25 protein-coding genes are annotated in these 26329 nt (G+C 73.8%); 13 read left to right on the forward strand and 12 right to left on the reverse strand.

Going from position 1 to position 26329, the window contains the following annotated elements; all coding sequences use genetic code 11:
• Positions 1-29: 29 nt before the first annotated feature.
• From ACFPCY_RS00295 to ACFPCY_RS00310, 4 genes are read right to left on the reverse strand one after another with little or no spacing between them, the layout of a single operon-like run.
• On the reverse strand, positions 30-1454 hold the full coding sequence (locus ACFPCY_RS00295) for an iron-containing redox enzyme family protein (protein WP_378251487.1): 1425 nt from the start codon (positions 1452-1454) through the stop codon (positions 30-32).
• Entirely contained in the window at positions 1451-2539 is a 1089-nt protein-coding gene (locus ACFPCY_RS00300) for a 50S ribosomal protein L11 methyltransferase (RefSeq protein ID WP_378251488.1), read from the reverse strand. The genes ACFPCY_RS00295 and ACFPCY_RS00300 overlap by 4 nt, the downstream gene beginning before the upstream one ends.
• Positions 2536-2952: a Rieske 2Fe-2S domain-containing protein gene (locus ACFPCY_RS00305; protein WP_378251489.1), complete on the reverse strand. Its 417-nt coding sequence runs from the start codon at positions 2950-2952 to the stop codon at positions 2536-2538. The genes ACFPCY_RS00300 and ACFPCY_RS00305 overlap by 4 nt, the downstream gene beginning before the upstream one ends.
• On the reverse strand, positions 2949-4340 hold the full coding sequence (locus tag ACFPCY_RS00310) for an iron-containing redox enzyme family protein (RefSeq protein WP_378251490.1): 1392 nt from the start codon (positions 4338-4340) through the stop codon (positions 2949-2951). The genes ACFPCY_RS00305 and ACFPCY_RS00310 overlap by 4 nt, the downstream gene beginning before the upstream one ends.
• A 741-nt stretch (positions 4341-5081) precedes the next feature.
• On the opposite strand from ACFPCY_RS00310, the gene ACFPCY_RS00315 reads away from it, so the two are divergent.
• Complete coding sequence (locus tag ACFPCY_RS00315) at positions 5082-5663, forward strand: hypothetical protein (RefSeq protein WP_378251491.1); 582 nt, start codon at positions 5082-5084, stop codon at positions 5661-5663.
• Positions 5664-5706: 43 nt separating this feature from the next.
• Positions 5707-6303 carry a DNA-3-methyladenine glycosylase I gene (locus ACFPCY_RS00320; RefSeq protein WP_378251492.1) on the forward strand — a complete coding sequence of 199 codons (597 nt, stop codon included), beginning with the start codon at positions 5707-5709 and terminating at the stop codon, positions 6301-6303.
• Here ACFPCY_RS00320 and ACFPCY_RS00325 read toward each other — a convergent pair.
• Positions 6273-7646, reverse strand: coding sequence for a cryptochrome/photolyase family protein (locus ACFPCY_RS00325; RefSeq protein ID WP_378251493.1), 1374 nt, complete (start codon positions 7644-7646; stop codon positions 6273-6275). The genes ACFPCY_RS00320 and ACFPCY_RS00325 overlap by 31 nt on opposite strands.
• Before the next feature lie 91 nt (positions 7647-7737).
• Between ACFPCY_RS00325 and ACFPCY_RS00330 the strand changes: the two genes are divergently transcribed.
• The 3 genes from ACFPCY_RS00330 to ACFPCY_RS00340 all read left to right on the forward strand — a co-directional run bounded on the left by ACFPCY_RS00330 (position 7738) and on the right by ACFPCY_RS00340 (position 10650).
• Complete coding sequence (locus ACFPCY_RS00330) at positions 7738-8742, forward strand: MerR family transcriptional regulator (protein ID WP_378251494.1); 1005 nt, start codon at positions 7738-7740, stop codon at positions 8740-8742.
• An 87-nt stretch (positions 8743-8829) separates the two neighbouring features.
• Positions 8830-9420 (forward strand): RNA polymerase sigma factor, encoded by a 591-nt coding sequence (locus tag ACFPCY_RS00335; RefSeq protein ID WP_378251495.1) that lies wholly within the window; start codon positions 8830-8832, stop codon positions 9418-9420.
• Positions 9421-9537: 117 nt separating this feature from the next.
• Positions 9538-10650 (forward strand): YbgA family protein, encoded by a 1113-nt coding sequence (locus tag ACFPCY_RS00340; RefSeq protein WP_378251496.1) that lies wholly within the window; start codon positions 9538-9540, stop codon positions 10648-10650.
• Positions 10651-10709: 59 nt separating this feature from the next.
• On the opposite strand, the gene ACFPCY_RS00345 is transcribed toward ACFPCY_RS00340, so the two are convergent.
• Positions 10710-11507, reverse strand: coding sequence for an enoyl-CoA hydratase/isomerase family protein (locus ACFPCY_RS00345; RefSeq protein WP_378251497.1), 798 nt, complete (start codon positions 11505-11507; stop codon positions 10710-10712).
• A gap of 436 nt (positions 11508-11943) precedes the next feature.
• Between ACFPCY_RS00345 and ACFPCY_RS00350 the strand changes: the two genes are divergently transcribed.
• Positions 11944-12111 (forward strand): DUF3117 domain-containing protein, encoded by a 168-nt coding sequence (locus tag ACFPCY_RS00350; protein ID WP_083952185.1) that lies wholly within the window; start codon positions 11944-11946, stop codon positions 12109-12111.
• Positions 12112-12377: 266 nt separating this feature from the next.
• Positions 12378-13838: a leucyl aminopeptidase gene (locus ACFPCY_RS00355; RefSeq protein ID WP_378251498.1), complete on the forward strand. Its 1461-nt coding sequence runs from the start codon at positions 12378-12380 to the stop codon at positions 13836-13838.
• Positions 13839-14126: 288 nt separating this feature from the next.
• Here ACFPCY_RS00355 and ACFPCY_RS00360 read toward each other — a convergent pair whose 3' ends face one another.
• Positions 14127-15170: a hypothetical protein gene (locus ACFPCY_RS00360; protein ID WP_378251499.1), complete on the reverse strand. Its 1044-nt coding sequence runs from the start codon at positions 15168-15170 to the stop codon at positions 14127-14129.
• 5 nt (positions 15171-15175) lie between these two features.
• Positions 15176-15781: an O-methyltransferase gene (locus tag ACFPCY_RS00365; RefSeq protein ID WP_378251500.1), complete on the reverse strand. Its 606-nt coding sequence runs from the start codon at positions 15779-15781 to the stop codon at positions 15176-15178.
• A 233-nt stretch (positions 15782-16014) separates the two neighbouring features.
• On the opposite strand from ACFPCY_RS00365, the gene sigE reads away from it, so the two are divergent.
• The 4 genes from sigE (at position 16015) to ACFPCY_RS00385 (ending at position 21698) form a co-directional block, all read left to right on the forward strand.
• Positions 16015-16683, forward strand: a complete 669-nt coding sequence (sigE, locus tag ACFPCY_RS00370) for an RNA polymerase sigma factor SigE (RefSeq protein ID WP_378251501.1) — start codon at positions 16015-16017, stop codon at positions 16681-16683.
• A 55-nt stretch (positions 16684-16738) separates the two neighbouring features.
• Positions 16739-18091 carry a zf-HC2 domain-containing protein gene (locus ACFPCY_RS00375; RefSeq protein WP_378251502.1) on the forward strand — a complete coding sequence of 451 codons (1353 nt, stop codon included), beginning with the start codon at positions 16739-16741 and terminating at the stop codon, positions 18089-18091.
• Positions 18092-18198: 107 nt separating this feature from the next.
• Positions 18199-19191 (forward strand): MucB/RseB C-terminal domain-containing protein, encoded by a 993-nt coding sequence (locus ACFPCY_RS00380; protein WP_378251503.1) that lies wholly within the window; start codon positions 18199-18201, stop codon positions 19189-19191.
• 203 nt (positions 19192-19394) lie between these two features.
• Entirely contained in the window at positions 19395-21698 is a 2304-nt protein-coding gene (locus ACFPCY_RS00385; protein WP_378251504.1) for a S1C family serine protease, read from the forward strand.
• Between the two features lie 64 nt (positions 21699-21762).
• Here ACFPCY_RS00385 and ACFPCY_RS00390 read toward each other — a convergent pair whose 3' ends face one another.
• Together ACFPCY_RS00390 and ACFPCY_RS00395 are read right to left on the reverse strand one after the other, a co-directional pair.
• Positions 21763-22161 (reverse strand): hypothetical protein, encoded by a 399-nt coding sequence (locus ACFPCY_RS00390; protein WP_378251505.1) that lies wholly within the window; start codon positions 22159-22161, stop codon positions 21763-21765.
• Between the two features lie 108 nt (positions 22162-22269).
• The gene (locus tag ACFPCY_RS00395) at positions 22270-22623 is read right to left on the reverse strand and encodes a hypothetical protein (RefSeq protein ID WP_378251506.1); all 354 of its coding nucleotides are present in this window, start codon (positions 22621-22623) and stop codon (positions 22270-22272) included.
• Between the two features lie 279 nt (positions 22624-22902).
• Here ACFPCY_RS00395 and ACFPCY_RS00400 point away from each other — a divergent pair, with 279 nt between their 5' ends.
• Positions 22903-23256, forward strand: coding sequence for a sec-independent translocase (locus ACFPCY_RS00400; protein WP_378251507.1), 354 nt, complete (start codon positions 22903-22905; stop codon positions 23254-23256).
• A gap of 201 nt (positions 23257-23457) precedes the next feature.
• Here ACFPCY_RS00400 and ACFPCY_RS00405 read toward each other — a convergent pair whose 3' ends face one another.
• Entirely contained in the window at positions 23458-24597 is a 1140-nt protein-coding gene (locus ACFPCY_RS00405; RefSeq protein WP_378251508.1) for an Mrp/NBP35 family ATP-binding protein, read from the reverse strand.
• 123 nt (positions 24598-24720) lie between these two features.
• Here ACFPCY_RS00405 and ACFPCY_RS00410 point away from each other — a divergent pair, with 123 nt between their 5' ends.
• Positions 24721-25224 carry a MarR family winged helix-turn-helix transcriptional regulator gene (locus ACFPCY_RS00410; protein WP_378251509.1) on the forward strand — a complete coding sequence of 168 codons (504 nt, stop codon included), beginning with the start codon at positions 24721-24723 and terminating at the stop codon, positions 25222-25224.
• An 87-nt stretch (positions 25225-25311) separates the two neighbouring features.
• Here the strand turns inward: ACFPCY_RS00410 and ACFPCY_RS00415 are convergent, their stop codons facing one another.
• The gene (locus ACFPCY_RS00415) at positions 25312-26235 is read right to left on the reverse strand and encodes an aldo/keto reductase (protein WP_378251510.1); all 924 of its coding nucleotides are present in this window, start codon (positions 26233-26235) and stop codon (positions 25312-25314) included.
• Positions 26236-26329 lie beyond the last annotated feature (94 nt).

The following is a 26329-nucleotide window of genomic DNA, read 5'->3' on the forward strand; positions in this document are numbered from 1 at the left end:
TTCATCGGGTCGGGGGACGTGAGGCGCCGTCATCGGGCGGTGGGGCGGACGGCGATCCCGGCGCGCGGCGCGGCGGCCCGCAGGCCGTAGAGCCGGCCCGCCGGGACGAGCAGGGTGTCGCCCTCGCCCAGGCGGTGCGGGTTCTCGGTGACCCAGGCGTGGACCTCGACCTCGCCGCCGGTCACCTCGACCAGCTGGTCGCCGTCGTGCACGCGGGTGCTGAACGGATCGCCCGGACGCAGCGTGGCGGTCGTCCCGTCCCCGGCGGCCGAGGAGGCGAGCTTGGCGCCGAGCCGGGTGTGCTCGTCGAGCGAGCCCGCCCAGGCGATCTGGGCCTGGAAGTCCGCGTCGCCGAGCCGGAGCAGCTCCTTGGTCTCCACGATCCCGCGGACCAGCTCGGGGATGACGGCCTCGCCGTGCCGGCGGGCGAGCCCGAGCAGCAGGTTCTCGAAGGTCATCCGGCCGTGGTGGATGTCGATGTGCGCGTGCTCGTCGGTGTACCGGGTGTCGGCCCGGTCGCCGAACACGGTGCGCAGCATCGTGCCCATGTCGGCGAAGCCCTGGGCGAACAGCCACTCCAGGTAGCTCACCGCCCCCATGTACCGGAACACGCCCCGGTGGTTCTTGGTGAGGTAGTTGAAGTAGTTCGCGCCCGCGAGCGAGCTGGTCAGGTAGAAGTTCCAGTAGGCGTGCACGTCCGTGCGCAGCCCGATGCTGGCGATCATCTCCCGGAACAGGGTGCTGTGCTTGGCGCGGTAAAGGCCGTAGCCGAACTCGTCGGTGAAGACCTTGAACAGCTCCGACTGCTCCGGCCCGTACGACCCGGCGAGGTTGCCCGCCATCGCGGACGCCTCGGTCAGGCCGTCCAGCGCGAGCTGGATCAGGTTGAGGCGCGCCGCGTCCTGCGGGTCGGGGCACTCGGTGATGGCCCGCATCGAGCCGGTCAGGCGGGCGGCGGCGTCCACGGCCGGGTTGTTCCCGGACGCGTCCGGCGGCGCCCCGGCGCCCTCGACCTCGCCGAGGAAGTAGGCCTCCAGCTCGTCGAGGGTGCGGACCGGGGGAGCGGGGACGTCCTCCAGGAACGCGAAGGAGTAGCGCTCCAGGGCCGGACGCATCGCGTCGTGCAGCCGCCGGACCCCGGTGCCGTAGAAGGCGTCGAAGTCGTCCTTGACCGGTCCGAGGCCGCCGTCCGGGAGGAGGACCATCTCGCTCTCGTAGGCGTTGCAGAGGACGCGGCTCGCGATGAGGTGCCGGTGGCTCAGGAAGCCGGCCTCGGTCACCGGCTCCGCGAAGTCCCCGCCGGCGGGCGGGGGCCCGAGCGGACGGCGGTAGGGGTTGGCGTCCACGTACAGCTCGGGACCGGCGCGGAAGATCGGCAGCGCGCCGTACTCTTCGAGCTCGGTCACGACGGGCTCGTCGCTTGTGGACAGGCGGTGGTCGTGGAGGTCGGTCATGGCGTCGTCTCCCCCATGCTGACGGCGGTGAAGTGGATCGAGACGCCGTCGTGCCGCGCGTCCAGCAGGAGCGGTTCCCCGGGCTGCACCTGGACGGGGTCCGGGAGGCACTGGACGGCCTGCTTCCAGTGGGACCCGGGGTTGCCGGGGGCGTTGGTGAGCCCGATCCCGGGGACGAGGTCGAGCTCGAACCAGAACACGATGGCGTGGCAGCGTCCCTCGGCCGTCGGCGACACCACGAACTCGGCCCGGTGCTCGCCCGGGCCGTCCCGGTAGAAGTCGAAGGAGAAGATCTCCATCGGGTCCGACAGCGGGCGCCACCGGTGGTTGCGCAGCCGCGAGTCGAAGTACTCCATCGAGGACAACCGGTTGAACTCCGAGAGGTCGAAGCCGTAGAGCTCGCCCACGTGGTTCTTGCGGAAGAGCGACTCGCTCTCCACGAGCTGCGCGAGCACCCGGCCGCCGGACGGCAGGATCAGCGCGTCCTCGGCCAGCAGGTGCTCGCGAGCGTGCGCGATGGTGCCGAGGATGCCCTCGCCCAGCAGCGCGCAGTCGATGGTCTCGGTGATCAGCACGTCGGCGCGGGCGGGCAGGTCCGCCGGGACCCGCATCGCGGTCGAGCGCTTCGGCACCACCGTGATCGCCTGCTGGTGGCCCGCGGCCCGGATGATCTGCTCCGCGACGGCCGCGACGGTCGGCTGCCCCTCGCAGGCGACCACCCGGCGGGCTCCGGCGCGGGCGGCCATCATGGCGAGCAGCCCGGTGCCGGTGCCGATGTCGAGGACGAGCCGGTCCGGCCGCACGACCTCGCGGATCGCCCGGTCGTACAGCTCGGCGCGCTCCCGGTCGTGCAGCATCTCCCAGTGCCAGCGGGGGACGTGCCGCCGGACCGCCCGGTTGTGCCCGAGCAGCGCCTCCCGGTTGCGGCCGTCCAGCGCCAGCGCGAGCTCGAACTCCTCGATGGCCTGGTCGTACCGGCCGGACTCGTGCAGCGCGTGGCCGCGCCGGATGAACTCGGCCACCTCCCGGTCGACGGCGCCGGCCGTGTCCGCCGGGAGGACGGCCTCGTGCAGGTCCTCGCTCATCGTGCCTCCTCGCAGGGCTCGGCCGCCGGTTCCCCGCAGGGCAGGGCCGGTACGTCGTCGTGGGGTTCGTCCGCCTCGGGCGGGAGGTTGGCGAGGATGCGCTTGTGGACCAGCGTCACGGGCACGTCCTCCGGCGTGTCCGGGAGCAGGACGATCGCCTCGTCGCCGCTGCGCACCATGGGCACGCCGGTGCGCCGGACGGCGGCGACGCCGACCTTCGTGCCGTGCCACGGGCAGCTCAGCCGGCGGCCGTCGGGGGTCAGCCGGGCGAGGCTGAGCGGTCCGCCGCGGTGCGGGCACCAGTCGCGGACGAGGTGCGACCGGCGGTCCGCGCCGACGAGCAGGAAGTAGCGTTCGTGACCGGCGAGGACGGTGTTGTGCACCCGCAGGTCCATCACGACGATGCGGCTCACGCGTCCTCCCGGACGGGGTGGACGAGGTAGGACGAGGCGTCCGACACGGATCGGACGCCGTAGACCCGGCCCGCCGGGACCAGCACCGCGTCACCCTGCGTGAGCGGTTCGGGAGCACCGGTCGCGGACGTCACGAGTTCGGCTTCGCCGTGTGCCATTTCCAGCACGACGGCCCGGTCGTGGTTACGGGTGTGGAACATCCCTCCCCGGGACCGTTCGATCCGTTCCGGGGGACCCGCCACCGTGACGTCGGCGGCCATTTCCCGGTGCGCCGGGATGGTGTCGGCCCATTCGATCTGCGCGGCGGTGTCCTCCTCGAACCAGTCGCCGAGCATCCGCGCTTCGGCGATGCCGCGCATCAGTTCGGGAACGACATGGTCGCCGTGCCGTTCGGCGAGCGCGAGCAGAATCTCCTCGCGGGTGATTCGCCCGTGGTGCTCGTCGATGTGCGCGTGCTCGTCGCAGTAATGCAGATCGACGTCGTCGCCGAAGATGTCCCGGAACGTTCCGATCATCTTGACGAAGGCCGGTGCGAAAACGGCCTCCGCATAGGCGACCGCTCCCGCGTACCGGAAGAACTTCGCATGGTCCCGGGACAGCAGGTAGTAATGGTTGTTGATCGCGATCGGGCCGGGCAGGTAGAAGTTCCAGTACGCGTGCACGTGGGTGGCCATGCCCCGGCTGCGCAGCATCTTGGTGAAGATGGTGGTGTGCTTCGCGTCGTGGACGCCGTAGCCGAACTCGTCGATGAAGACCTTGAACAGCGCCGACTGCTCCGGGCCGTAGGCGCCGCCGAGGTTGCGCGACATCGCCGACGCCTCGGTCAGGCCGTCCAGGGCGAGCTGGACGAGGTAGGTGTCGGCGGCCACCGGCCGGTTCGCCGCGTTGCCGACGGCCTTGAGCGAGGCGGACTCGCCGCGCGCCGCCTCGTCCACCAGGTGCCGCAGGTAGACGTCGAGCACCTCGGCCGTGCAGTCGCCGCTGACCTCGACCTCGTCGTCGAGGAAGCCGAAGGCGAAGCGCTCCAGATCCGACAGGGAGGACTCCCTGAGCCGCCGCAGATCCTCGCCGTAGAACGTCTCGAAGTCCGTCCGCAGGCCGGCCAGCCCCTGTTCGGGGAGCAGGACGGTCTCGGACTCGTAGTAGGTGCCGAGGATCCGGTGGACCGTCAGCGCCCTGGAGGAGGCGAACTCCCGCGCGCCGAGCGGCCGGTCGAAGTCGAGTTCCGCCAGCGGTTCCGGCACCAGCGTGCGGCGGTAGGGGTTGGGACCGTGCAGCGGGTCCGGCTGGCCGCCGAACAGCCCGTTCGCCGCGAAGGACGCCACCCGGCCGCGCAGGGCCTCCCCGCCCGAGGTGAAAACGGGCAGGCGTTGTTCCTGGATTGTCATGTAAGGCAAACCATCCCGTGGGGTGTTAGCGATGGTCGTGAATCCATCCCGGCCGTTTTGCGGCATGGCGGGGCGTGCCGTCCGCCGGGTGGCGAAACGGCCTGAAGGTGTTATCGGAAAGAGGTGGGGTCCGGCTCAGCGCGTGCCCGGTGGGACGGTGATTCCTCGTGAACGAGTGCGGCGTGCAGCCAACATCTACGCGTCCCCCCCAGGGCAGCTGAATCGACTTTGATCCATTGCGCATTAGAGCCGAGAGTCTCGCCCGGGGGACGGAAAAGCGGCCGATTGGGCCCGTCCCGCCAGACGAACGTCCGTAGGATAAGCGGATCCCGAGAGAGAGGTCCAGATTGTTTTCCCGACATCGCCGTCACGCTCGGTGATGAGCCCAGGAAGGCCCGGCGGGGGCGCTGTGACAATTTACGCAGCGTGATGACAATTGATACGCCCTGCGATGGGCGGGATTGTGCGGAACGAGACCGAACTGTTGCCGCGCTGTCCGAAAGCGGACATGCATTTCGCCGAACATAGCCATTCGCCGGCCGCCCGGGGCGGTCCCTGCGGCGCGCCGGAGAAGAGGCGGCCGGGTCGCCGGCTCCCCGATCCCCTCCGGGCCCCGGACCGCCGGACCGCGGCGCCACCTGCGGCGTTGATCGTCCGCGGCGGGCGGGCGGCCGTTCGGCGCGGCTTCGACGCGGCCCCGCGCGAGCACGGGGCCGGTCATGGCACGATCGACGTGCGGACGTGTCGACAGATCGGAGCAAGACCGTGGTGATGGTGGTCCTCGTGCTGGCGGGCGTCGCCGTGCTGGCCGCCGTCGTCGTGCTCGCGATGGGGCGCGGCGGCGAGCTGGCCCGCACGCACCCCGACGTCCCGCCGCTGCCTCTGATCGACGGGGTCCCGGTGACCGGTCCCGAGGTCGCGATGCTGCGCCTGCCGCGCGCTCTCTGGGGCTACCAGATGGGCGTGACCGACGAGGCCCTGCACCGGCTCGCCTACGCGCTGACCGAGCGGGACGCCCGGATGGCCGCCCTGGAGCAGCACGTCGCCGACCTCCGGCGGCAGCTGGACGAGACGGAGCGTCCGGAGGCCGGTCCGTCCCACGACCCTTTCGAGAGCGGCCCTGAGCGCTTCGAGACCGAGCGGCGCGACGCCTTCGAGGGCGAGGGGCCCGACGCCTTCGACCACGAGGGCCGTGACGCTTTCGGCGCCGAAGGCCGGGACGCCTTCGCCGGCGAGGGGCCCGAGGTTTTCGAGGGCGAGGGGCCCGGCGTCTTCGAGGGCGGGCGGGAGCTGCTGGAGAACGAGGAGCCCCGCAAGCGCTGACGGTTCTGTCGGTTCTGTCGGTGGCGTGCGGTAGAACGGATCGGTGAACACCGCGGTCATCGGCGAAGACGGGCTCGCCCGCTGCCCCTGGGGCCTGTCGGCGCCCGAGTACGTCGCCTACCACGACGAGGAGTGGGGCCGTCCCGTCCGGGACGACCAGGGCCTCTACGAGCGGCTCTGCCTGGAGGCGTTCCAGTCCGGGCTGAGCTGGATCACGATCCTGCGCAAACGCGAGGGCTTCCGCGCCGCGTTCGCGGGCTTCGACATGGAGAAGGTCGCCGCGTTCGGCCCGGACGACGTGGCGCGGCTGATGGCGGACGCCTCGATCGTCCGCAACCGCGCCAAGATCGACGCCGCGATCGCCAACGCGCGGGCGGCCCTCGACCTCGGCGGCGGGCTGACCGATCTCATCTGGAAGTACGCCGACCCCGACGCGCCCGTCCCCGAGACGCACGCCGACGTCCCGGCGACCACGCCCGGCTCCAAGGCGCTGTCGAAGGAGCTGAAGCGCAACGGCTTCCGGTTCGTCGGCCCGACCACCGCGTACGCGCTCATGCAGGCGTGCGGCCTGGTCGACGATCACCTCGCCGCCTGCCACCGGCGGGGCGCCTACGCCAACTCCACGATCGGCGGCGGGTAGCCGGGGACGGGCCCGGTCTCCCACGGCGTGTGGATGTCCCGGGTGTCCAGGTCGGCCAGTTCCGGGACGTAGCGCCGGACGTACTCGCCGCGCGCGTCGAAGCGCTCGGCCTGGCGCAGCGGGTTCATGACCTGGTTGGGACGGGTGTCGTTGCCGGTGCCCGCGACCCGCTGCCAGTTCGCGGCGTTGTTCGGCAGGTCGCCGTCCACCAGCAGCCCGGCGAAGTGGGCGAGCCCGTGCCGCCAGTGCACGCGCAGGTTCCGGGTCAGGAACGACGCGGTGATCAGGCGCGCCCGGTTGTGCATCCAGCCCTCGGCGCGCAGCTGCCGCATGCCCGCGTCCACGATCGGGACGCCGGTCCGGCCCTCCCGCCAGGCGTCGAGCGCGTCCCGGTCCTCGACCCAGGACGTGTTCCGCGGACGGTAGTCCTTCCAGCCGAGCTCCGGGAACGCGGCGGCGAGCTGGTAGTGGAAGTCGCGCCAGGCGAGCTGGCGGATGTACGCCTCCGCGCCCTCCGCGCTTCTGCCGTGGGTCTCGCGGGTGACGGCGGTGGCGAGCTCCGAGGGCGACACGCAGCCGAAGCGCAGGTAGGCGCTGAGGCGGGACGTGCTGTCGCCGGCGAGGTCGTCGCGTCCGTCCGCGTAGCCGGAGAGGCCGCCCGCGAGCCAGTCGCGCATCCGCGCGCGGCCCTCGGTCTCGCCGCCTTTCGGCAGGTCCGGCGACGCGCCGCGGGTGAACCGTCCGATGACCCGCTCGGCGTTGACCGAGTGCGGCCCGGACTTCCCGGACGACGACGGCGGCTGCTTCGCGGCCCGCGAGTCCGAGGCCCGCTGATTCGGGGGCCGCAGTTTCGGGGGCGGCAGCGGGTCGCGCCGGGCCTGGCCGAGCCACGCCCGTCCGTAGGGCGAGAAGATCCGGTAGTGGTCGCCGCTCGCGGGCCGGAGGGCACCGGGCGGTACGACGGTCAGGCCCTCGTGGCCGGACAGTTCGATCCGTTCCTTCCGGCACGCCTCTTGCAGCCGGGCTCGGCGGCGGGACGCGTAGGACGAGACGTCCTCACTGAAGAAGACCCCCGTCGCGCCGGTCTCCCGAGCCAGCTTGACGGCCTCGGCGGCAGGGTCGCCGTGCCGCAGCACCAGGCCGCCGCCGAGGGATTCCAGGCGTCCGCGCAGGTCGGTCAGGGCGCCCAGGAGGAACCGGGCGCGGTTGGGCGACAGGGCGAGCAGCGTGTCGTCGAGCACGAACGCGCAGACCACCCGGTCGGCGGCCGACGCGGCGGCGGCCAGCGCGGGATTGTCGTGCGTTCGCAGGTCGCGCGTGAAGAGCATCAGTGCGGTGTCCATCGAGGGTTCTTCGAGGCCGCGGCGCGTGCCGGTTGCATCCGCGCGATGATCGGTTCCCGAAACTAGGGTGGACCGCCGGAAGGGAGGCGCGGTGGAGGACGTGGGGCTCGGCGTCGGCGCGGTCGCGCGGCGCCTCGGCGTCTCCCCGTCCACGCTGCGCACCTGGAACCGCCGCTACGGCATCGGCCCGAGCCGCCACAGCGAGGGCGGCCACCGCCGCTACGCGTCCGCGGACATCGCGCGCCTCGAACTGATGAACCGGCTGATCCTCGACGGCGTCCCGCCGGCCGAGGCCGCCCACGCCGCCCTGACCGCCGTCGAACCCGAGCAACCCGGCCCCTCGGACGGCGGGAAGGCGGGGGCCGGCCGGGGGACGGGCGGACGGCGGTTGTCGGTGCCGGGCGCGACGCCCGCGACACGCGCCCTGGCGCGGGCCGCGATGGCGCTCGACGCGGGCACCGTGACGAGCATCGTCGGCGAGGCGCTGGCCCGCGACCGGGTGGAGCGGTCCTGGAACGAGCTGATCGCGCCGGTGCTGATCGCGGTCGGGGAGCGGCACGCGGCGACCGGCGCGCTCGTGCAGGTGGAGCACCTGCTCGCGGGCTGCGTGCAGGGCGCGCTGGGGCACGTGCTCGCGTCCGCCGGGCCGCCGGTGACGACGCGTCCGGTGCTGCTGGCCTCGGCCCCCGAGGAGCAGCACTGCCTGCCGGTGTACGCGCTCGGCGCGGCCCTCGCCGAGGAGGGCGTCGCGGTGCGGGTGCTCGGCGCGCGCGTACCGGCCGACGCGCTCGCCGACGCCGTCTGGCAGGTCCGGCCCGCCGCGGTGTTCGTGTGGTCGTCCCTGCGCGAGACCGGCGATTCCGCCGCGCTGGACGGCCTGCCCCAGGGCCGTCCGGGCCACCGCCTCGTCCTCGGCGGCCCCGGCTGGACGCTCGCCGCGCCTGACCCCGGAGCCGCGCGACACGCCGACCGTCCGGAAGGCGCGCAGGCGGAGCGGGCTGGGGGAGGCTTGCGGCGCGGGGGTGGCGGCCCGCGCCACGTGGACAGCATGGCCGCCGCGCTGCGGGAGATCCGCGGGGCATACGGACGCGTCTAGACCCGGTCTTTGCCACGAGCGGGTTGCGGGCGCCCGCGCCGCCGCCTATGAATAAGTTTTGAATCGGTTTCTGCGCTGGGGGGCGCCATGACCGCGGAACCGGGCGCGGGTCCGGGAGCACCGGGCCGGAGGGGGCCCGATGATCTCGCCGCGCTGGGCGTCCGGCTGCGGGCGGGCGACGAGTCCGCGCTGGCCGGCTGCCAGGCCGCGCTCGGTCCCGCCCTGCGGCGCTTCCTGCGCCGGCTGCTGCCGGACGAGGCGGTCGACGACGCGTTGCAGGCCGTCCTGATGGAGCTGTGGCGGTGCCGGGAGCGGGTGGACCCGGACCGGCTCGACGCGTGGACGCGGACGGTGGCCCGCCGCCGGGCCGTCGACCTGCTGCGCGCCCGTCCGCCCGCCTGCCTGCCGCTCGCGGAATGGACGGGCGGACGCGCGGCGAGCCGGGACGACGTCGCCGACCGGATCGCCGGCGAGCAGGACGTCCGGCTCGCTCTGGCCGCCCTGCCGCTCGTCCAGCGGGAGGCGATCGCGCTCGCCTACTACGGCGGGTTCTCGCAGCGCGAGATCGCGGCGCGGCTCGGCGCGCCGGTCGGGACGGTCAAGGCGCGGACGGCCCGCGGCCTGCGCCGCCTCGGCCTGCTGCTCGACGCGCCGCCCGCCCGCCGCCCGCGGAGCTGACCAGGGGGACCAGCCGAGGAGGCGACCAGCCGACCAGGTGAGGACCAGCTGACCAGGGGGACCGGCCGACGAGGCGACCAGCGGACCAGGTGAGGACCAGCTGACCAGGAGGGGATCATGCGCCACCCGCGCCCGCGGATCGCGGTGTCGAGCTGCCTGCTCGGCGAGCCGGTCCGGTACAACGGCGGCCACTGCCGGAGCCGCTTCCTCACCGAACGGCTGGCCGGACACGTCGATCTCGTCCCGGTGTGTCCGGAGATGGAGATCGGGCTCGGCGCGCCCCGGCCGTCGCTGCGCCTGGTCCTGGACGACGGGACGGTCCGCCTCGCGACCCGCGACGGCTCGGCCGACCACACCGGCGCGATGCGCGAGCTGGCCGCCCGCCACGCGGACGGCGCGGCCGGGCTCGACGGCTGGGTGCTGCGCTCCCGCTCGCCGAGCTGCGGCGTCCGGGGCGTCTCGCGCTACCGGCGTGATATGCCCGCCGACCGGCGCGGACGCGGCGTCTTCGCGGCCGGGCTGATCGAGGCCCGTCCCGACCTGCCGGTCGAGGAGGACGGGCGGCTCAACGACCCGGTGCTACGCGCCCACTTCATCGAGCGGATCTTCGCGCACGCCCGGCTCCGCGCGCTGCTGGACGGCCCGTGCCGTCCGCGCGACCTGGTCGCCTTCCACACCGTCCACAAGCTCCAGCTCCTCGCGCACGACCCCGCCCGCTACCGCCACCTGGGCAAGCTCGTCGCGTCCGCCGGAGTCGCGCCTCCCGGAAGCGCGCCTGCCGGAGGCGCGCCTGCCGGAAGCGCGTCGGCCAGAGGCGCGTCGGCCAGAGGCGCGTCGGCCGGAGGCGCGTCGGCCGGAAGCGCGTCGGCCAGAGGCGCGCCTGTTGGAAGCGCGTCGGGTGGAAGCGCCGCGGGCGGAGGAGCGTCGGATGGAAGTGCGACGCGGGCGCTGGTGGCGGGCGCGTACGGCTCGTGCTTCCTGGAGGCCTTTTCGGTGCGTCCGAAAAGGGGGCGGCACGTCAACGCGTTGCAGCACGTGTTCGGCCCGATGAGCGAGCGCCTGGACGACGCGCGCAGGCGGGACATCACCGGCAGCATCGACGCGTACGGGCGCGGCGAGGTGCCGCTGGACATCCCCATGACGCTCCTGCGGCACCACGCACTCGGCGAGAACATGGAGTACCTGAAGCAGCAGACCTACTTTGAGCCCTACCCCACTGACCTGCGCTGACGCCCCGCGCGAACGCCTGCGCTGACGCCTCGCGCGAACGCCTGCGCTGAGGTCCTGCGTTAACGACCTTCGAAGGTGGGTTGCTGCTTCTTCAGGAACGCCTCGGTGGCGTTCCGGTGGTCGGCGGTCTCGGCCAGCTCGTCCTGGAGGACGGCCTCGCGTTCGAGCGCGGACGCCAGGTCATGGGTGGCGGCGTGCGCGAGCGCGGACTTGATCGCCGCGTAGGCCACCGTGGGGCCGGACGCGAGCGTGCGGGCGATCTCGGTCGCGGTGCCCAGCACGTCCTCGGCGGGGACGACCCGGTTCACCAGGCCGAGCGCGAGCGCGTCCGGCGCGCGCAGCGGCTCGGCGAGCATGAGCAGCTCGGCGGCCTTCGCCCGGCCGACCAGGCGCTGGAGCGTCCAGGACAGGCCGCTGTCCGGGCCGAGCCCGATCTTGCTGAACGCGGTCGCGAAGGACGCCTTCTCCGACGCCACCACCAGGTCGCAGGCCAGCGCGAGGGACATCCCGGCGCCGACGGCCGTGCCGTTCACGGCCGCGACGACCGGCTTGGCCATGCCGGTGATCGCCTCGACGGTCGGGTTGTAGTGCCGCCGCAGGGTGCCGTCGAGGCCGCGTCCGGCGGCGAGGTTGGCGGCGTGTTCGCGCAGGTCCTGCCCGGCGCTGAAGGCGCGTCCCGAGCCGGTGAGCACCACCGCGCGGACGGCGGGGTCCGCGGCGGCGCGCTCGACGGCCGCCCGCAGGGCCTCCTTGGTCGCCTCCGTCAGCGCGTTCATGGCGTCCGGACGGTCGAGTGTGATCGTCGCCACACCGCCGTCCGCCTCGTACCGCACCGGTTCCGTCGTCGCCTCGGACATCGTCGTCCTCACAATCTGCTCACGGTCTCGCTCCCGCCACCCTCGACGACCTTCCCCCCGGAGGGCAAGACCCCGGCCGGTTCCGCGCGGCGGGCGTCCGGCGCGGCGGGCGGCCCCGGACGTGGCGAGCGGCCCCCCGGACGTGCCGGAGCGGGCTCCCGGACGTGCCGGAGCGGGCTCCCGGACGTGCCGGAGCGGGCTCCACCTGCCTTACCGCCGAGAGTGGGATTCCCGGACGAAACGGTTGGCACTCACCCCTCCAAAAGGGGATTTTTTGGGGCGAGTCCCGCGATCTGGAGGCTGATCGTTACCACTTCGCGCTCGGAAGGCGAGATAATGGACCACTACTACTGATGACGCGGATGCACAGGCGGCCACGCGGCCAACGGTGCCCGAAAAGGCCCCACGCGGTCCTGGGCAGGAAGGGGATGCACGCATGGCGGCGATGAAGCCGCGGACGGGAGACGGTCCGCTCGAAGTGACCAAGGAGGGACGCGGCATCGTCATGCGGGTCCCGCTCGAAGGCGGCGGCCGCCTCGTGGTCGAGCTCTCCGCCGACGAGGCGAAGGAGCTCGGCGAAGCCCTGAAGCAGGTCGTGGGCTGACCTCCCACTCGCTTCGGCGTTGACGGCGGGTCCCGGCGGTGACGCCGGGGCCTTCGCCGTCCCCGGCCTCCCGGCCTCCGGACCCGACTCTCCCGGCCTCCCGAGAGAGGTTCTCCCGGCCTCCCGAGGGAGGTTCTCCCGGCCTCCCGAGGGAGGTTCTCCCGGGCTCCGGCTCCGCCGGCTCCGGGGGCCTCGCAGGGCTTTCCGGTCCGTCCGTCCGTTCGTCCAGCAGCACAGCGTCCAGCAGCACAGGGGGAGCGTTCAGCATGCCCATCCAGACCCGGGTCGCGCCCGCAGGCGGGACCGTCACGCAGGCGGTGACCGACCTCGGCGCCGAGCTGGCCGCGATCCCCGTCCGGCAGGGGCCGGTCGCGCCCGCCGCCGAGATCGCCGCCGCGCTGCCCTTCGCGCTCGACGAGCTGCTGGCCCTGCACGGCGCCAAGGGCGAGCCGGGCGAGATCGTCGCCACGCCCGTCCAGGTCGGCGGCAAGGTCCGCGAGCTGCTGCTCTACGGCGTCGGCGACGCCACCCCGGCCGACCTGCGCAAGGCGGGCGCGGCCCTCGCCCGCCGCGCTCGGGGACGGGACGACCTCGTCGTCGGCGTCCCCGAGGGCGACCTGTCCGCGTTCGTCGTGGGCGCCCTGCTCGCGTCCTACGACTTCCGCATCGGCGAGCCCGCCAAGAAGGGCCCGCTGGGCACGCTGACCGTGCTCACCGAGTCGGGGCCCGAGGCGGCCGCGCCGCAGATCGAGCGGGGCGTCACGCTGGCCCGCGCCACCGCGCTGTCCCGCGACCTGGCCAACACGCCGTCCTCGGAGAAGACCCCGGCGTGGCTGGCCGAGCGGGCCCGCGAGCTCGCCGCCGAGAACGGGCTCACCGTCCGCGTCCGGGACGAGAAGGACCTCGCGGACGGCGGCTTCGGTGGCCTCCTCGCGGTCGGCTCCGGCTCGCCGCTGCACCCGCCGCGCCTCATCGAGCTCACCTACGAGCCGGACGGCGCGGACCGGCACGTCGTCCTCGTCGGCAAGGGCATCACGTTCGACTCCGGCGGCCTGTCGCTGAAGCCGAACGACAACATGAAGACGATGAAGACCGACATGCAGGGCGGCGGCATCGTGATGGCCGTCCTGTCCGCGCTGCGCGACCTCGGCGTCCGCGCCAAGGTGACCGGGCTGGTCGCGGCGGCCGAGAACATGCCGTCCGGGTCGTCCATGCGGCCGAGCGACGTGATCACCCACTTCGGCGGCCGGACGTCGGAGGTGCTGAACACCGACGCCGAGGGCCGCCTCGTCCTCGCCGACGCCCTCGCCTACGCCGACGCCGAGCTGGACCCGGACCTCGTCGTGGACGTCGCGACGCTCACCGGCGCGGCCAAGGTCGCGCTCGGCCTGCGCCACGCCGCGCTCTTCGCCAACGACGACGCGCTCGCCGCCGCGCTCACCGAGGCCGGCGCCGCCGCGGGCGAGCCGCTCTGGCGGCTCCCGCTCGTCGAGGACTACCGCAAGGGCATCGAGTCGGACGTCGCGGACGTCGCCAACATCGAGCGCGGCGGATTCGGCGGCGGCTCCATCATGGCCGCGCTGTTCCTGCGCGAGTTCGTCGGCGACCGCCCCTGGGCGCACCTCGACATCGCCGGCCCGGCCCGCTCCACCGGCGACGACCTGGAGATCACCAAGGGCGCCACCGGCTACTCGACCCGCCTCCTGCTGGAGTGGCTGACCGCCTGATCCCCGCACACGACGCTCGCCCCGCGTACGCCGCGCACGGTCAGCGGCTGCGGCGCTCGATCAACGGCCGCCGCGGTCGCTCGGCAGATGCCACGGCCGATCAGCGTGCGCCGCGCTGCGCTCGCTCGGCCTGCGCCGCGGCGGTCGCTTGGCCTGCGCGGCGGTTGCTCGGCCTGCGCGGCGGTGGCTCGACGTGCGCGGCGCTCGGTCGGCGTGCGCCGCGCTCGGTCAGCGTGCGCGGCGCTCAGTCGGCGGGTGTGGGGGTCGGTTGGCGGGGGTGGTGGGCGGTCAGCGGGTGCGGCGGTCTACCACCGGGACCTTGTGGCGGCGGCGGATCTGCTTGACCAGGGCGGGGAGCGTGGTGTCCCAGCCCTGGTCCACGGCGAAGCACCAGCGGGTGGCCTCGGGCATGCCGGGCGTCGTCGCGGGGACGTCCGCGAGCGTGAAGGCGACCAGGGCCGGGCGCTCGGCGGTGCAGGCCAGGTCGAGGACGGCGTCCGTGCCGAGGAAGACGAGGTAGTCCATCTCGCCGCGCTTGGTGCCCGCGACGCCGCGGCGCAGGGCGAGCAGAGCCGTCACGTCCGTCCAGGGGAGGACGCGGTCGCGGGAGCGGGGGAGCGGCCAGCGCGCGGGACGGTGCACGCCCTCGTCCGTGAGTTCCAGGACGGGACGCTTCGCCAGCGGCCCCCCGATCGCGGCCACGAAGCCGCCCCCGAAGGCCACGAGGCCGACCGCGCCGAGCACGATAAACGCGAGGCTTCCGACGCCGAAGCCGCCGCGCATGAGGCCGCCCGCGACGAATCCGGCCGAGGCCAGCAGGAGAATGCCGAACGCCAGGCCGCGCCAGGCCGTCCGCCAGGTCATGCGGGCGCGGACCGCGAACGGCTCGCCCACCCGCGCTCGGCGCGCCGCGTCAAAGGTGCCGCCCGGCGCGTTGTCCGCGTCGTCCGCGTCGTCCGGGATGCTGTCGGACGCAGCGTCCGCGGCGTCGGCCACGTCCGCGGCGTCGGCCACGTCCGCGGCGTCGGCCACGTCCGCAGCGTCCGCGGCGTTCGGAGCGTCCGCGGCGCTGGCCGCGTCGGCGGCGACCGGGGCGTCCGCGATGCCCGCGGGGTTTGCGATGCCCGCGGGGTTCGCGGTGCCCGCGGGGTTCGCGGTGTTCGCGGGGTCTGCGATGACCGTGGAGGCCACGGCGTCCGCGGGGTCCTCGTCGGGGACGAGGGGTTCGGGCTCGGGCGTGTCGGCGGGCGGTTCGACGTCGTGCGCCGTGTCCACCCACCTGCGCCTGGTGCCGTTCGGGCCGGACCGGCCGGCGTCCTGGGAGGCGGGCATGGGGGTCAGTCGCGCTTGACGGCGCAGAGGAGCCCGTCGCCCACCGGGAGCAGCAGCGGGACGAGCCGCTCGTCCTCGCGGATCATGTGGTGCACCTCGCGGATCGCCTCGGTGGTGGGGTCGCCGCGATGCGCGGGATCGGCGATGCGCTGGTGCCACAGGGCGTTGTCGAACGCGACGACCCCGCCTGGACGCAGCAGGCGTAGCGCGGCGGTGAAGTACTCGGGGTACTCGGTCTTGACCGCGTCGCAGAAGACCATGTCGTAGGCGCCGTCGGTGAGGCGCGGCAGCACCTCCAGGGCGCGTCCCACGATCATCCGGGTGCGGAACGAGCCGAGGCCCGCCTCGCGGTAGGCCAGCTTCGCCAGGCGCTGGTTCTCGTGGTCGACGTCCACGCTGGTGAGGACGCCGTCCTTCGGCATCCCCCGCATCAGGTACATCCCGGACACGCCGCAGCCCGTGCCGACCTCGACGACCGTGCGCGCGCCGATCAGCGTGGCGAGGAAGCGCAGCGCCGCCCCACCGGCCGGGCCGATCGGCGTGGCGCCGACCTCCCGGCCCCGGTGACGGGCGTTGACGATCGCCTCGTCCTCGGGGAGGAAGTCCTCCACGTAGGTCAGGGTGGCCTCAATGGCGTCGATGGCTGCCTCCTCGCGGGACCCCCGCCTGGCTCATGCTGGAAAGACAATATCGCTGACGGGGAACCAACTGGCGTTGCAGCACGTTCTAACTCACGATGGCGCCCGCCCCGGTCGGGGTGGGTGTGGATCGCACGTACGGCAACCGCCCCAGCCCAGGCAGGACCGTGTCGTTCCACCGTGTGGAGAGAGGAACAGCCCGGCACATGGGAGTGGCAGCACTGACCTTCAAGAGCGCCGTAGGGGTCGGCTCCAGCAGGGGCCGGGCCGAGGCGGCGCGTACGCGCGAGAACGCACCCGAGGCCGAATGGGCGCCGCCGTCGTGGGACGAGGTCGTCCGGGAGCACTCGGGCCGGGTCTACCGGCTCGCCTACCGGCTGACCGGCAACCAGCACGACGCGGAGGACCTCACGCAGGAGGTCTTCGTCCGGGTGTTCCGTTCGCTGTCGAACTACACGCCCGGCACGTTCGAGGGCTGGCTGCACCGCATCACCACGAACCTGTTCCTCGACCAGGCGCGGCGCAAGCAGCGCATCCGGTTCGAGGGCCTGGCGGACGACGCCGCCGAGCGCCTCCAGGGCCGCGAGCCCACCCCGGCGCAGGCGTACGACGACCGCAACTTCGACTCCGACGTCCAGGCCGCGCTCGACGCCCTGGCCCCCGAGTACCGGGCGGCCGTGGTGCTGTGCGACATCGAGGGTCTCTCCTACGAGGAGATCTCGGCGACGCTGGATGTCAAACTGGGAACCGTGCGCAGCCGCATCCACCGGGGAAGGGCGCAGCTGCGCGCCGCGTTGGAGCACCGGGCGCCCCGCCGCAGGGGAACCGAGGTCGTCGCCGAGCCGGCGGCGGCCGCGGTCGCGGAGGGCCGCTGACGGCGGTCCCGCGCTTCGGGGCGCCACAGCTTGGAATGATCGACGAGGGAGCCGCGTGAGTTGTCTGGGGGAGCGTCTGACCGCTCTGGTCGACGGCGAGCTGGGGCATGAGGAGCGCGAGCGCGCTCTGCGCCATCTCGCGGGCTGCGCGGCCTGCCGCGCGGAGGCCGACGCGCTGCGACGCCTGAAGGCCCGCCTCCGCGGCCTCTCCTCACCCGACGCGTCCGCGCCGGACACCCCCGCCCCCGACCGCTCCCCGACCACCCCGCACCCCGACCACGCCTCCCGCAGGCCGAACACCCCCCGCAGCCCCGGAGACCTCCGCGGCCCGAGCGACCTCGGCGGTCTGGACGACTTCCGCAGCCCCGGCGACTTCCGCGGGCCGAGCGACCTGCGTGGCCTGGGCGACTTCCGTGGGCCGGACGACGTCCGGTCGAACGACCTGCGTGGTCTGGACGACTTCGGCAGCCCCGGCGACCTCCGCGGGCCGAGTGACCTGCGTGATCTGGACGGCTTCCGCCGGCCCGACGACCTGCGTGGTTTGGACGGTCTCCGCGGGGCCGACGACGCCCGTGGGCCGGACGACCTCCCCGATCCGGGCGACCTTCGCAGGCCGGACGACTTCCGCGGGCTCGGCGACCTTCGTGAGTCGGGGGACTTCCGTGGGTCGGACGACTTCCGCAGGCTGGGCGACCTCTGGGGAGCCGACGACCTCCGCGGACGCGACGGTCTCCGCGGACGCGACGGTCTCCGCGGCCCGGACGACCTTCGCAGGTCGGACGATCCTTGCGACTCGGGGCGCTTCGGGAGCGCCGAAAGGCGGCGTGGCGCGGGAGAAGCGCCCCTGCCGGACGACATGCCCACTCCTGACTTCCTCGCGCGGTTGCGCGGGTTGGGGGAGACGCTCGCCGCCGCTGACGGAGCAGCGTCCGGCGGGGACGCGGCGAACGCGACGCGGCCGGACGAGCAGACCGGTCCCGGTGCCCCGTGGGAATCGCCCAAGGGCCGGACGCCGTGGGTCTCACCCTCCGGCGGGACGGCCCGGAAGCCGCGGCCCCGTGACAACCGTCCGCCCGTCTCGGTGGGTCGGGCCCATGCGCGGCGCGCAGGAGCGTCCGCGCTGGTGGGCGCGTCGGCGCTGCGTTCCGGCCCGGCCGGAACCGGGCCCGCGCGGTCCAGGCGGGCGCCGCGGCGCCGCTACCTGGCGGTGGGCGCGGCCTCGCTGTTCCTCGGGCTCGGTGTCGCGTCCTACGTGGCGGGCGGCAACCAGGACGCGCCGACCGTGACGCCCGCGTTCGACCGGTTCGCGGTCGAGCACGCGCTGACCTCGGGCGACACGCCCATCACCGATCCGCTGACCGATCCGGACACGCTCCGGACCGCCGTCCCGTCCGCGCCGGAGCCGTGATCGGAACCGTCCGCCCGCGACCGCGCCGTCCGCTCAGCGGCGGAGGGCACCGGGGGCGCCGTGTCCTGACGGCCGTCGGTCTCGCCGGTGCGGTGTGCGCCGGTGCGGTGCTCGCCGGTGACGCGCACGCCGACCGGCCCGCGCCGAGCGACCCGGACGCGCTGCGGCTGCTGCGCGCCGCCGCCGACGCCGCGGGCGCGGTGCCCTACGAGGGCGAGCGGGTGCTGACCACCTGGGGACGGCACGGCTCGCACACCTCGGCGGCGCAGGTCGAGCACGTGCCGGGCGCGGACGTCCCGGTCGGCGTGACGCGGGCCACGATCGCGCTGCTCGCCCGCAACTACTCGCTGGTCCGGCGGCCCGACGGGACGATGTGCGGCCGTCGCGCCGCCGTCGTCGAGGCGCGCCGCTCGGACGGCTCCACCGCCGGGCGCTTCTGGATCGACGCCGAGACCGGCCTCATGCTGCACCGCGAGCTGCTCGACACCGAGGGCCGCGCGGTCGTGGTGGTCGGTTTCAACCGGTTCCGCGTGGTGAGGCAGGGCGCGCTGGAGCGGGCGCCCGCTCCCGTGCGCGGTTCGTCCGTCCGCGCCGACGAGCCGGGCGACGCGGCGACCGGGCCGTACCAGACCACCTCCGGGAAGGTGACGCGGCTGCCGAGCGAGGAGGTGCTGACGTCCACGCAGGTCAAGGAACTGCGGAAGGACGGCTGGCCGATGCCGCGCACGCTGCCCGGCAGGCTCGCGCTGTACGACGTGCGCCGCTCGGACGCGATGTCCGGCGGGGCGGTGCTGCACCTCAGCTACTCCGACGGCCTGGCCGTGGTGTCGGTGTTCGTGCAGCACGGCGGACTCGACCGGAACCGCCTGACCGGCTGGACGCGGGAGCGGCTGGACGGCCACACCGTCTACCGCCGCGACACCGTCCGCAACTGGGTGGTCGAGCAGCGCGGCGACTACGTCTACACCGTGCTCACGGACGCGCCGGAGAGCACCGCGTCCGCCGCCGCCGAGGCGTTCCCGGAGGGCCGCACCGCTTTCTGGACGCGCATGCGCCGGGGTTTCGGGCGTCTGGTGTCCTGGGCCGACCCCTTCGACTGACGAGTCGGGGCAATCTGGTCAGATGGGTACGGAGGGCGGGTCCGGGTCGTCCGTGCTCGGGGGCTTCGCGCATCCTCCACAATGGGTCGGTGCGGCGGCCGGACACCCCGGGGAAGGTTGCCCAGAGCTTTACGCTCATCACATGCCGGCTCGGCGACGATGAGCCCGGATCAACGAGATTCATGCCCGGTAGGAGAGTGGGGATGACGGAACACAGCCGCGGAGCGGTCGAGGGGACGGAGCGGGACGACCTCGCCCCCGGCCAGGACGACGGGCGGCCGGACGCCTCCGGAACCGGGAGCGCCGCGGGCACCGCGGGCAACACGGGCGCCGCAGGCGCCGCCGGAACCTCGGACCCCGCAGGAACGCCGGGCCCCGCAGGAAGCGCGGGCACAGCGGGTGCGGCGGGAAGCGCGGGTGCGGCGGGAACCGTAGGAACGCCGGGCGCGGCGGGAAGCGCGGGAGCGCCAGGAAGCGCGGGCGTCGCCGGAAGCGCGGGAGCGCCGGGTGCGGCGGGAAGCGCGGGAGCGCCGGGTGCGCCGGGTGCGGCGGGAAGCGCGGGTGCGGCGGGAAGCGCGGGAGCCGCGGGTGAGCGGGCGAACGGGCGAGGAGCCGCCGCGGGCGACTCGCCGACGTCCGGTGACCGGCCGGTCGCCGGTGCGGCCACGCGCGACACCCTGACCGACCACGACCCCGAGCAGGGCGACGACACCGCATCGGACGCGGCACCGGACGCCGACCCCGCCCGTGCCGACAGCTCTTCCGGACCGCTCCCGACGCTGACCGACGGCGAGCCGAGCGGCTTCGCCCCGCCGGACTCTCCCGACGAGCCGTCCTACGGGACGTCCGCGCCGAGCGGGCGGGAGCAGTACGGGACGCCCGGCCACGACGCCTACGGCTCGGTCGGCAACGAGGCGTACGCGGCGTCCGGCCAGGAGCCTTACGCGGTGTCCGGCCAGGAGCCTTACGCGGCGTCGGGCCAGGAGAGTTACGCGGCGTCCGGGCAGGAGCCCTACGCGGCGGGCGGTGTGGCGCACGACGCGTCCGGCGGCCCGGTCGCGCAGGAGATGCCGCAGGTGGACGACGGGCGGGGACGTCCGGCGTTCGCGCCGCACGACCAGGACCCGCGGGCCGCCGCCGCGGCGCAGTTCGGCTGGGCCGCGCAGGCGTCGCCCCAGCCGGCTCCGCCGGGCGCGCGCCCGCCGATGGGCGCTCCGGGCGGTCCGCCGCCTCCGGGCGCTCCCCAGCCGCTCTCGGGCGGACCGACCGGCCCCGGCGGACCGACCGGACCGGGCGCGCCGGGCGCGCCGGGTGGTCCCGGCACGGCTCCGGGCGCTCCCGGAGGGTTCGGTCAGCCGCCGGGCGGTCCCAACTGGGCGCCGGTGCCCGCTCCGCCGTCCGCGGGGCGCGGCGGGCCGGGCCTCGGCGCCCTGGCCGTCATCGGACTGCTGATCGCGCTGGTCGCGGGCGGTCTCGGCGCGGGCATCGTGGCGCTCGGCACCGGCGGCCGGGACGACAACGGCGGCAGCTCGGTGAGCCTGGGCAGCGGCAACGACAACGCCCCGGTGCAGAACCGTCCGCCGGACTCGGTCGCGGGCGTCGCGCAGCGGGTGCTGCCGAGCGTGGTCATGATCCGCGTGACCGGGCAGAGCGGCGAGGCCGCGGGCACCGGGTTCATCGTCAACGACGGCTACATCATCACCAACAACCACGTGGTGGCCGGGCTCGGCGCCGGCGCGAGCATCCGGGTGGTGTTCAACGACAAGACGTCGCTGCCCGCCACGGTCAAGGGCACCGACCCGTCCTCGGACGTGGCGGTGATCAAGCCGGAGGGCAACCACCCGCTGCCGCCGCTGACCCTCGGCGACTCCGACAAGCTCGCGGTCGGCGACCCGGTGATCGCGATCGGCTCGCCGCTCGGCCTGCAGGGCTCGGTGACCACCGGCATCGTGTCCTCGCTGAACCGCGCCGTCCCCACCAAGGGCGAGGGCGGCAGCGGCGACAACACCGTGATGAACGCCATCCAGACGGACGCGGCGATCAACCCCGGCAACTCCGGCGGCCCCCTGGTGGACGCCAAGGGCCGCGTGATCGGGATGAACACCGCGATCCTCACCGGCGGCGCCGAGCAGCAGGGCTCCATCGGCCTCGGCTTCGCCATCCCGGTGAACCAGGCCAAGCGGGTCGCCGAGGAGATCATCAACACCGGCAGGGTGCGCCGGGCGCAGCTCGGCATCGCCATCGACCCGCAGTTCGAGGGGCCGGGCGTGCGGATCTCCCCGCAGCCGAACGGCAACGTGCCCGCGGTCGTCAAGGGCGGCCCGGCCGACCGCGCGGGCCTCAAGCCCGGCGACGTCATCGTCAAGATCGGCAACCAGCCGATCGAGACCTCCGCCGACCTGCTGGCCCAGGTCCGCAGCCACGCCCCCGGCGACCAGATCAAGGTCACCTACCAGCGCGGCGGCAAGGAGACCACCGTGGACGTCACCCTGGGAACGGCCAACTGACCCACCATTGAGGGGAGGTCGCGCCCAGCGCGGCCTCCCCTCAGCTTTGCGTGACCGTGCCCGGTCAGCGCAGCCGCCGCCGAGGAGGCGAACCCTCCGCGGCGGCCTGCTCCACCAGCTCGGCGTAGTCCTCCCGAAGCTCCGGCTCGTCCTCGGAGTGCCGCATGTGAAGCGAGTACTCGGCGACGCCGACCGTGGCCAGCGTCCGCCGGACGAGCTCCTCGACCCCGGCGAGGTCGTCCGGGCCGCAGAGAACCCCAAGTCGCTCCTCGAAGCCGCCCGCGACCGGGGCGTCCTCAAGCAAGGATGATGACCACGGGATCGGGCAGGGCGGTGGATGATCAGGGTTCGGGCAGAGCGCCAGGGCCACGGCGTCGTGGAACGCCTCCGCCGCGCGCCGACCGGTGCTCATGGTCACCACGACCTCGTGGACGCCCGGCCCGGCCTCCCCGCCCGCAGTCACCCGGCCCTCGCCTCACGGACGCCCGGCCCGGCCTCCCCGCCCGCGGTCACCCGGCCCTCGCCTCACGTCGTCCCCGGCTCACACCGTGCTCCGCTCACCGGTGGTGGCTCATATGGTGCCCTTGATGACCCACAGTACGCGGCAGTGGCGCTTGTAGGCTCCGTGCGGCACCTTCACGTTCCGCTTCGCGGCGTTGACCGCGGCGGTCCTGTTCTTCCCGAAACCGCCGCCTTCGCGGTATCCGATGGCCGCCCCGTGCCGGACGATCTGGCACTTGACCCGGGCCGTCCAGACGGCGCTCGCGGAGACGTCCCCGGCGGACGGCGGACGAGGGGTGCCGGTCGCGCTCGCCGTCGGGGCGATCCCGGCGAGGCCGCCGGCGCACAGGGCGAGGGAGGCCGCGCCGAGGGAGAGGCGGCGCAGAAGACCGCGGCGAGGGTGGACGGAGCTGCTGTCGGACATCCGGTACCTCCGATGGTGCCGCTTCCGGCCGTGCGCCGAGCGGCGTCGCGGATTGATCGACTTCAGCAGTAGCCAAAGTGCCGTCCGAGATCGCTGTCAACGAGGTGGACACAAGTGGCCACGGATGGTCGCGCGAACCCGCCGGGAAGCCGGGGCGCCGGGTGTCGCCGGACGGCCGGGCGGGCGGAGACGGAAAGCCTGCGTTCACCTGAGGGGAGATAGGCTGAGGTGACCGGGCGCGGCACGGGGTCCGGTCCCCCTGGCACGTTGGAGGACGGGTTGTTCGACGTAGGACTCGGCGAGATGGTCGTGCTCGTCGTGCTCGCCCTGCTGATCTTCGGGGACAAGCTGCCGACCGTCGCCGGCCAGGCGGGCCGGGCGCTGCGGCAGCTCCGCGAGATGGCCAACAGCGCCAAGGCCGACCTCCAGGACGGGCTCGGGCCGGAGTTCAAGGACTTCGACATCGCCGACCTGAACCCCAAGACGTTCGTCCGCAAGCACCTGCTCGACGACCTCGACTCCGAGCCGGAGCACCGCAACGGCACGTCCATGAGCGACACCTCGTACGCGACGGCCGCCGCGAGCCAGCTCGAGTACGGCGAGCGCCCCCCGTACGACACCGAGGCCACCTGACGGATCCGACCCGGCCGTCCCGGTCGGGCGGTGGTGGAGAACCGCGGTCAATTCGGCGAATCCTTGCGGCACGCCAGGTGAATTGCCGGGCTGTTCGGTTAATGCGTGACGACGCGGGACCCGCCGGTAAAGGCGTGCGGGAATGGCGAAGTGAAGAAAGGCCCGGCCTGGGCGGCCGGGCCTTTCGAGTCGCTGCGGGCGTCAGCGGCGCTTGGGGGAGATGCCCAGGGACATTCCGGCCAGGCCGCGCGAGCGGGAGCCGAGCTTGTCGGCGATGGCGCGCAGCTCCTTGGCGGCCTCGGCGTCCGGGTCGGACAGGACGAGCGGGGTGCCCTCGTCGCCGCCCTCGCGGAGCCGGACGTCGATCGGGACCTGGCCGAGCACCGGCACCTGGGTGCCGAGCGTGCGGGTCAGCGCGTCCGCGACGGTCGCGCCGCCGCCGGAACCGAAGATCTCCTGGCGCTCGCCGCAGTGCGCGCAGGTCAGGTAGGACATGTTCTCGATCACGCCCGCGACCTGCTGGTGGGTCTGCGCGGCGATCGCGCCCGCGCGCTCGGCCACCTCGGCGGCGGCCTGCTGCGGCGTGGTCACCACGAGGATCTCGGCGGACGGCAGCAGCTGCGCCACCGAGATCGCGATGTCGCCGGTGCCGGGCGGCAGGTCCATGAGGAGGATGTCGAGGTCGCCCCAGTAGACGTCGGCGAGGAACTGCTGGAGCGCGCGGTGCAGCATCGGCCCGCGCCACACGACCGGCTGGTTCCCGGCGGTGAACATGCCGACCGAGATCACCTTCACGTCGTGCGCGGTCGGGGGCATGATCATGTCCTCGACCTTGGTGGGCGGGTGCTCGACGCCGAGCATCCGCGGCACCGAGTGGCCGTAGATGTCGGCGTCCACGACGCCGACCTTGCGGCCCTGGGCGGCCAGCGCCGCCGCCAGGTTGACCGTGACCGAGGACTTGCCGACCCCGCCCTTGCCGGACGCGACCGCGTAGACCTTGGTCAGCGAGTTGGGCTTGGCGAACGGGATCTCCTTGGCCGCCTCGTCCGGCCGGAGCTTGGCGCGCAGCGCCTTGCGCTGCTCGTCGCTCATCACGTCCAGCTCGACCTGGACGGACGCGACCCCGTCGAGTTTCGCGACGGCCTCGGTGACGTTCCTGGTCAGGGTGTCCTTCATGGGACACCCGGCTACGGTCAGGAAGATGCCGACGCGCACGGAGCCGTCCGCGGCGATGTCGACGCTCTTGACCATGTCGAGCTCGGTGATGGGCTTGCGGATCTCAGGGTCGTTCACCGTGGCGAGCGCCGCGGTCACCTGCTCGATCGTCAATGGGGAGGCCATACCGTACATGCTACGAACTCCGGGCCGCCCCTTGCGAATCCGGGGTCGAAAGCGTGTCCTCGCAGGTCACGGGGTTGGCGGTCGGGTGGGTGGCGGCCTCGGCGCGGGCGTAGGATCGGTGGGGTGACAGTGCCGTCCGCCGCCCCGCCGGTCCCGCAGCCGCCCGTCCCGCCGTCCGCCGAGCCCGTGGGCGGCCCGGTCACGGCCGCCGAGCTGACGGTCTGGCGGACGCTGCTGCGCGCCCAGGTCAAGATCTCCAGCCGGCTCCAGGCCGACCTGCTCGCCGACCACGACCTCGCCCTGGGCTCCTACGACGTCCTCACCCACCTCGGCGAGGCCCCGGACGGCCGGCTCCGCATGAACGACCTGGCCGACCGGGTCCTGCTGTCCCGCAGCGGCCTGACCCGCCTGGTCGACCGGCTCCAGCGCGACGGCCTGGTGTGCCGCGAGTCGTGCAGCAGCGACGCCCGGGGCCTGTACGCCGTCCTCACGCCGGCCGGGTGGGAGCGCCTGGCCGAGGCGACCCCGACCTACCAGCGCGGCGTCCGCGAGTACGTGCTGAGCCGCCTGGACGAGAACGACCTGCGCGTGTTCGGCGCCATCCTCGACCGCCTGGCCGCCGACTGATCTCCCCGAGCGTGTGACGTTCCTTACGGTGCCTTACGCGATGGGCGCCGCGTACGGGATGCGCACCGCGTACGGGATGGGCGCTGCTCAGGAGGTGGGGACGGCTGCGCCGTCCAGGGCGCTGAGCTCGGCGGGGGTGAGCCGGATGGCTCCGGCGGCGACGTTCTGCGCCAGGTGGCCGAGATCGCCGGTGCCGGGGATCGCGAGCACGTGCGGGCCCTGGTGCAGCGTCCAGGCGAGGCGGATCTGGGCCGGGGTCGCCTCGTGCGCCCGCGCGATCGCCTGGATCTGGTCGTTCTCGTCCGCGCCGGACGTCTCGTCCGCTCCGGCCTCGCGCCGCGTCCCGGCGAGCGAGTAGAACGGCACGAAGGCGATGCCGAGCTCGCCGCAGAGCCGCAGCATCTTCCGCTGCTCGGGGAAGGCGCCGAACGCGAACGGGTTCTGGACGCAGACGACCGGCGCGATCGCGCGCGCCCGCTCGACGTGCTCCGGCCGGACGTTGGAAAGCCCGAGATGCCGGATGAGCCCGGCGGCCCGCATCTCGGCGAGCGCGCCGAACCGCTCCTCGAAATGATCGTCCCGGACGATGCGGAGGTTGACGACGTCCAGGTGGTCGCGGCCGAGCTGCCGGAGGTTCTCCTCGACCTGCGCCCGCAGCGCCTCGGGGGTCATGGCGTGGGGCGCCCACTCCCCGGCCGCGTCCCGCGCGGGGCCGACCTTGGTCGCGATGACCAGGTCGTCCGGGTAGGGGGCGAGGGCGGTGTTGAGCAGCTCGTTCGCCGAGCGCAGCGGCGAGAAGTAGAAGGCGGCCGTGTCGATGTGGTTCACGCCGAGCTCGACGGCCCGCCGCAGCACCGCGATCGCCTGCGCGCGGTCGCGCGGGACGGCGTCCGGAATGAGCGCCTTGCCGGTCTGCGGCAGGCGCATCGTCCCGAATCCCAGCCTGTGGACGGGCAGGTCCCCGAGCTTCCACTCGCCGGACTCCGCCGCACTGATCACCTCGGTAGTCATGGCCCGAATGATGCCGTCCGGGGCGTCCGGAACCACAACGCTTCGCGCCTGTGCGAAACCTCGCGAACGGAGGTTCGGGAACGGCGGCCTAGCA

It is taken from the genome of Actinomadura gamaensis, assembly GCF_042652125.1.
GTDB lineage: Bacteria > Actinomycetota > Actinomycetes > Streptosporangiales > Streptosporangiaceae > Spirillospora > Spirillospora gamaensis.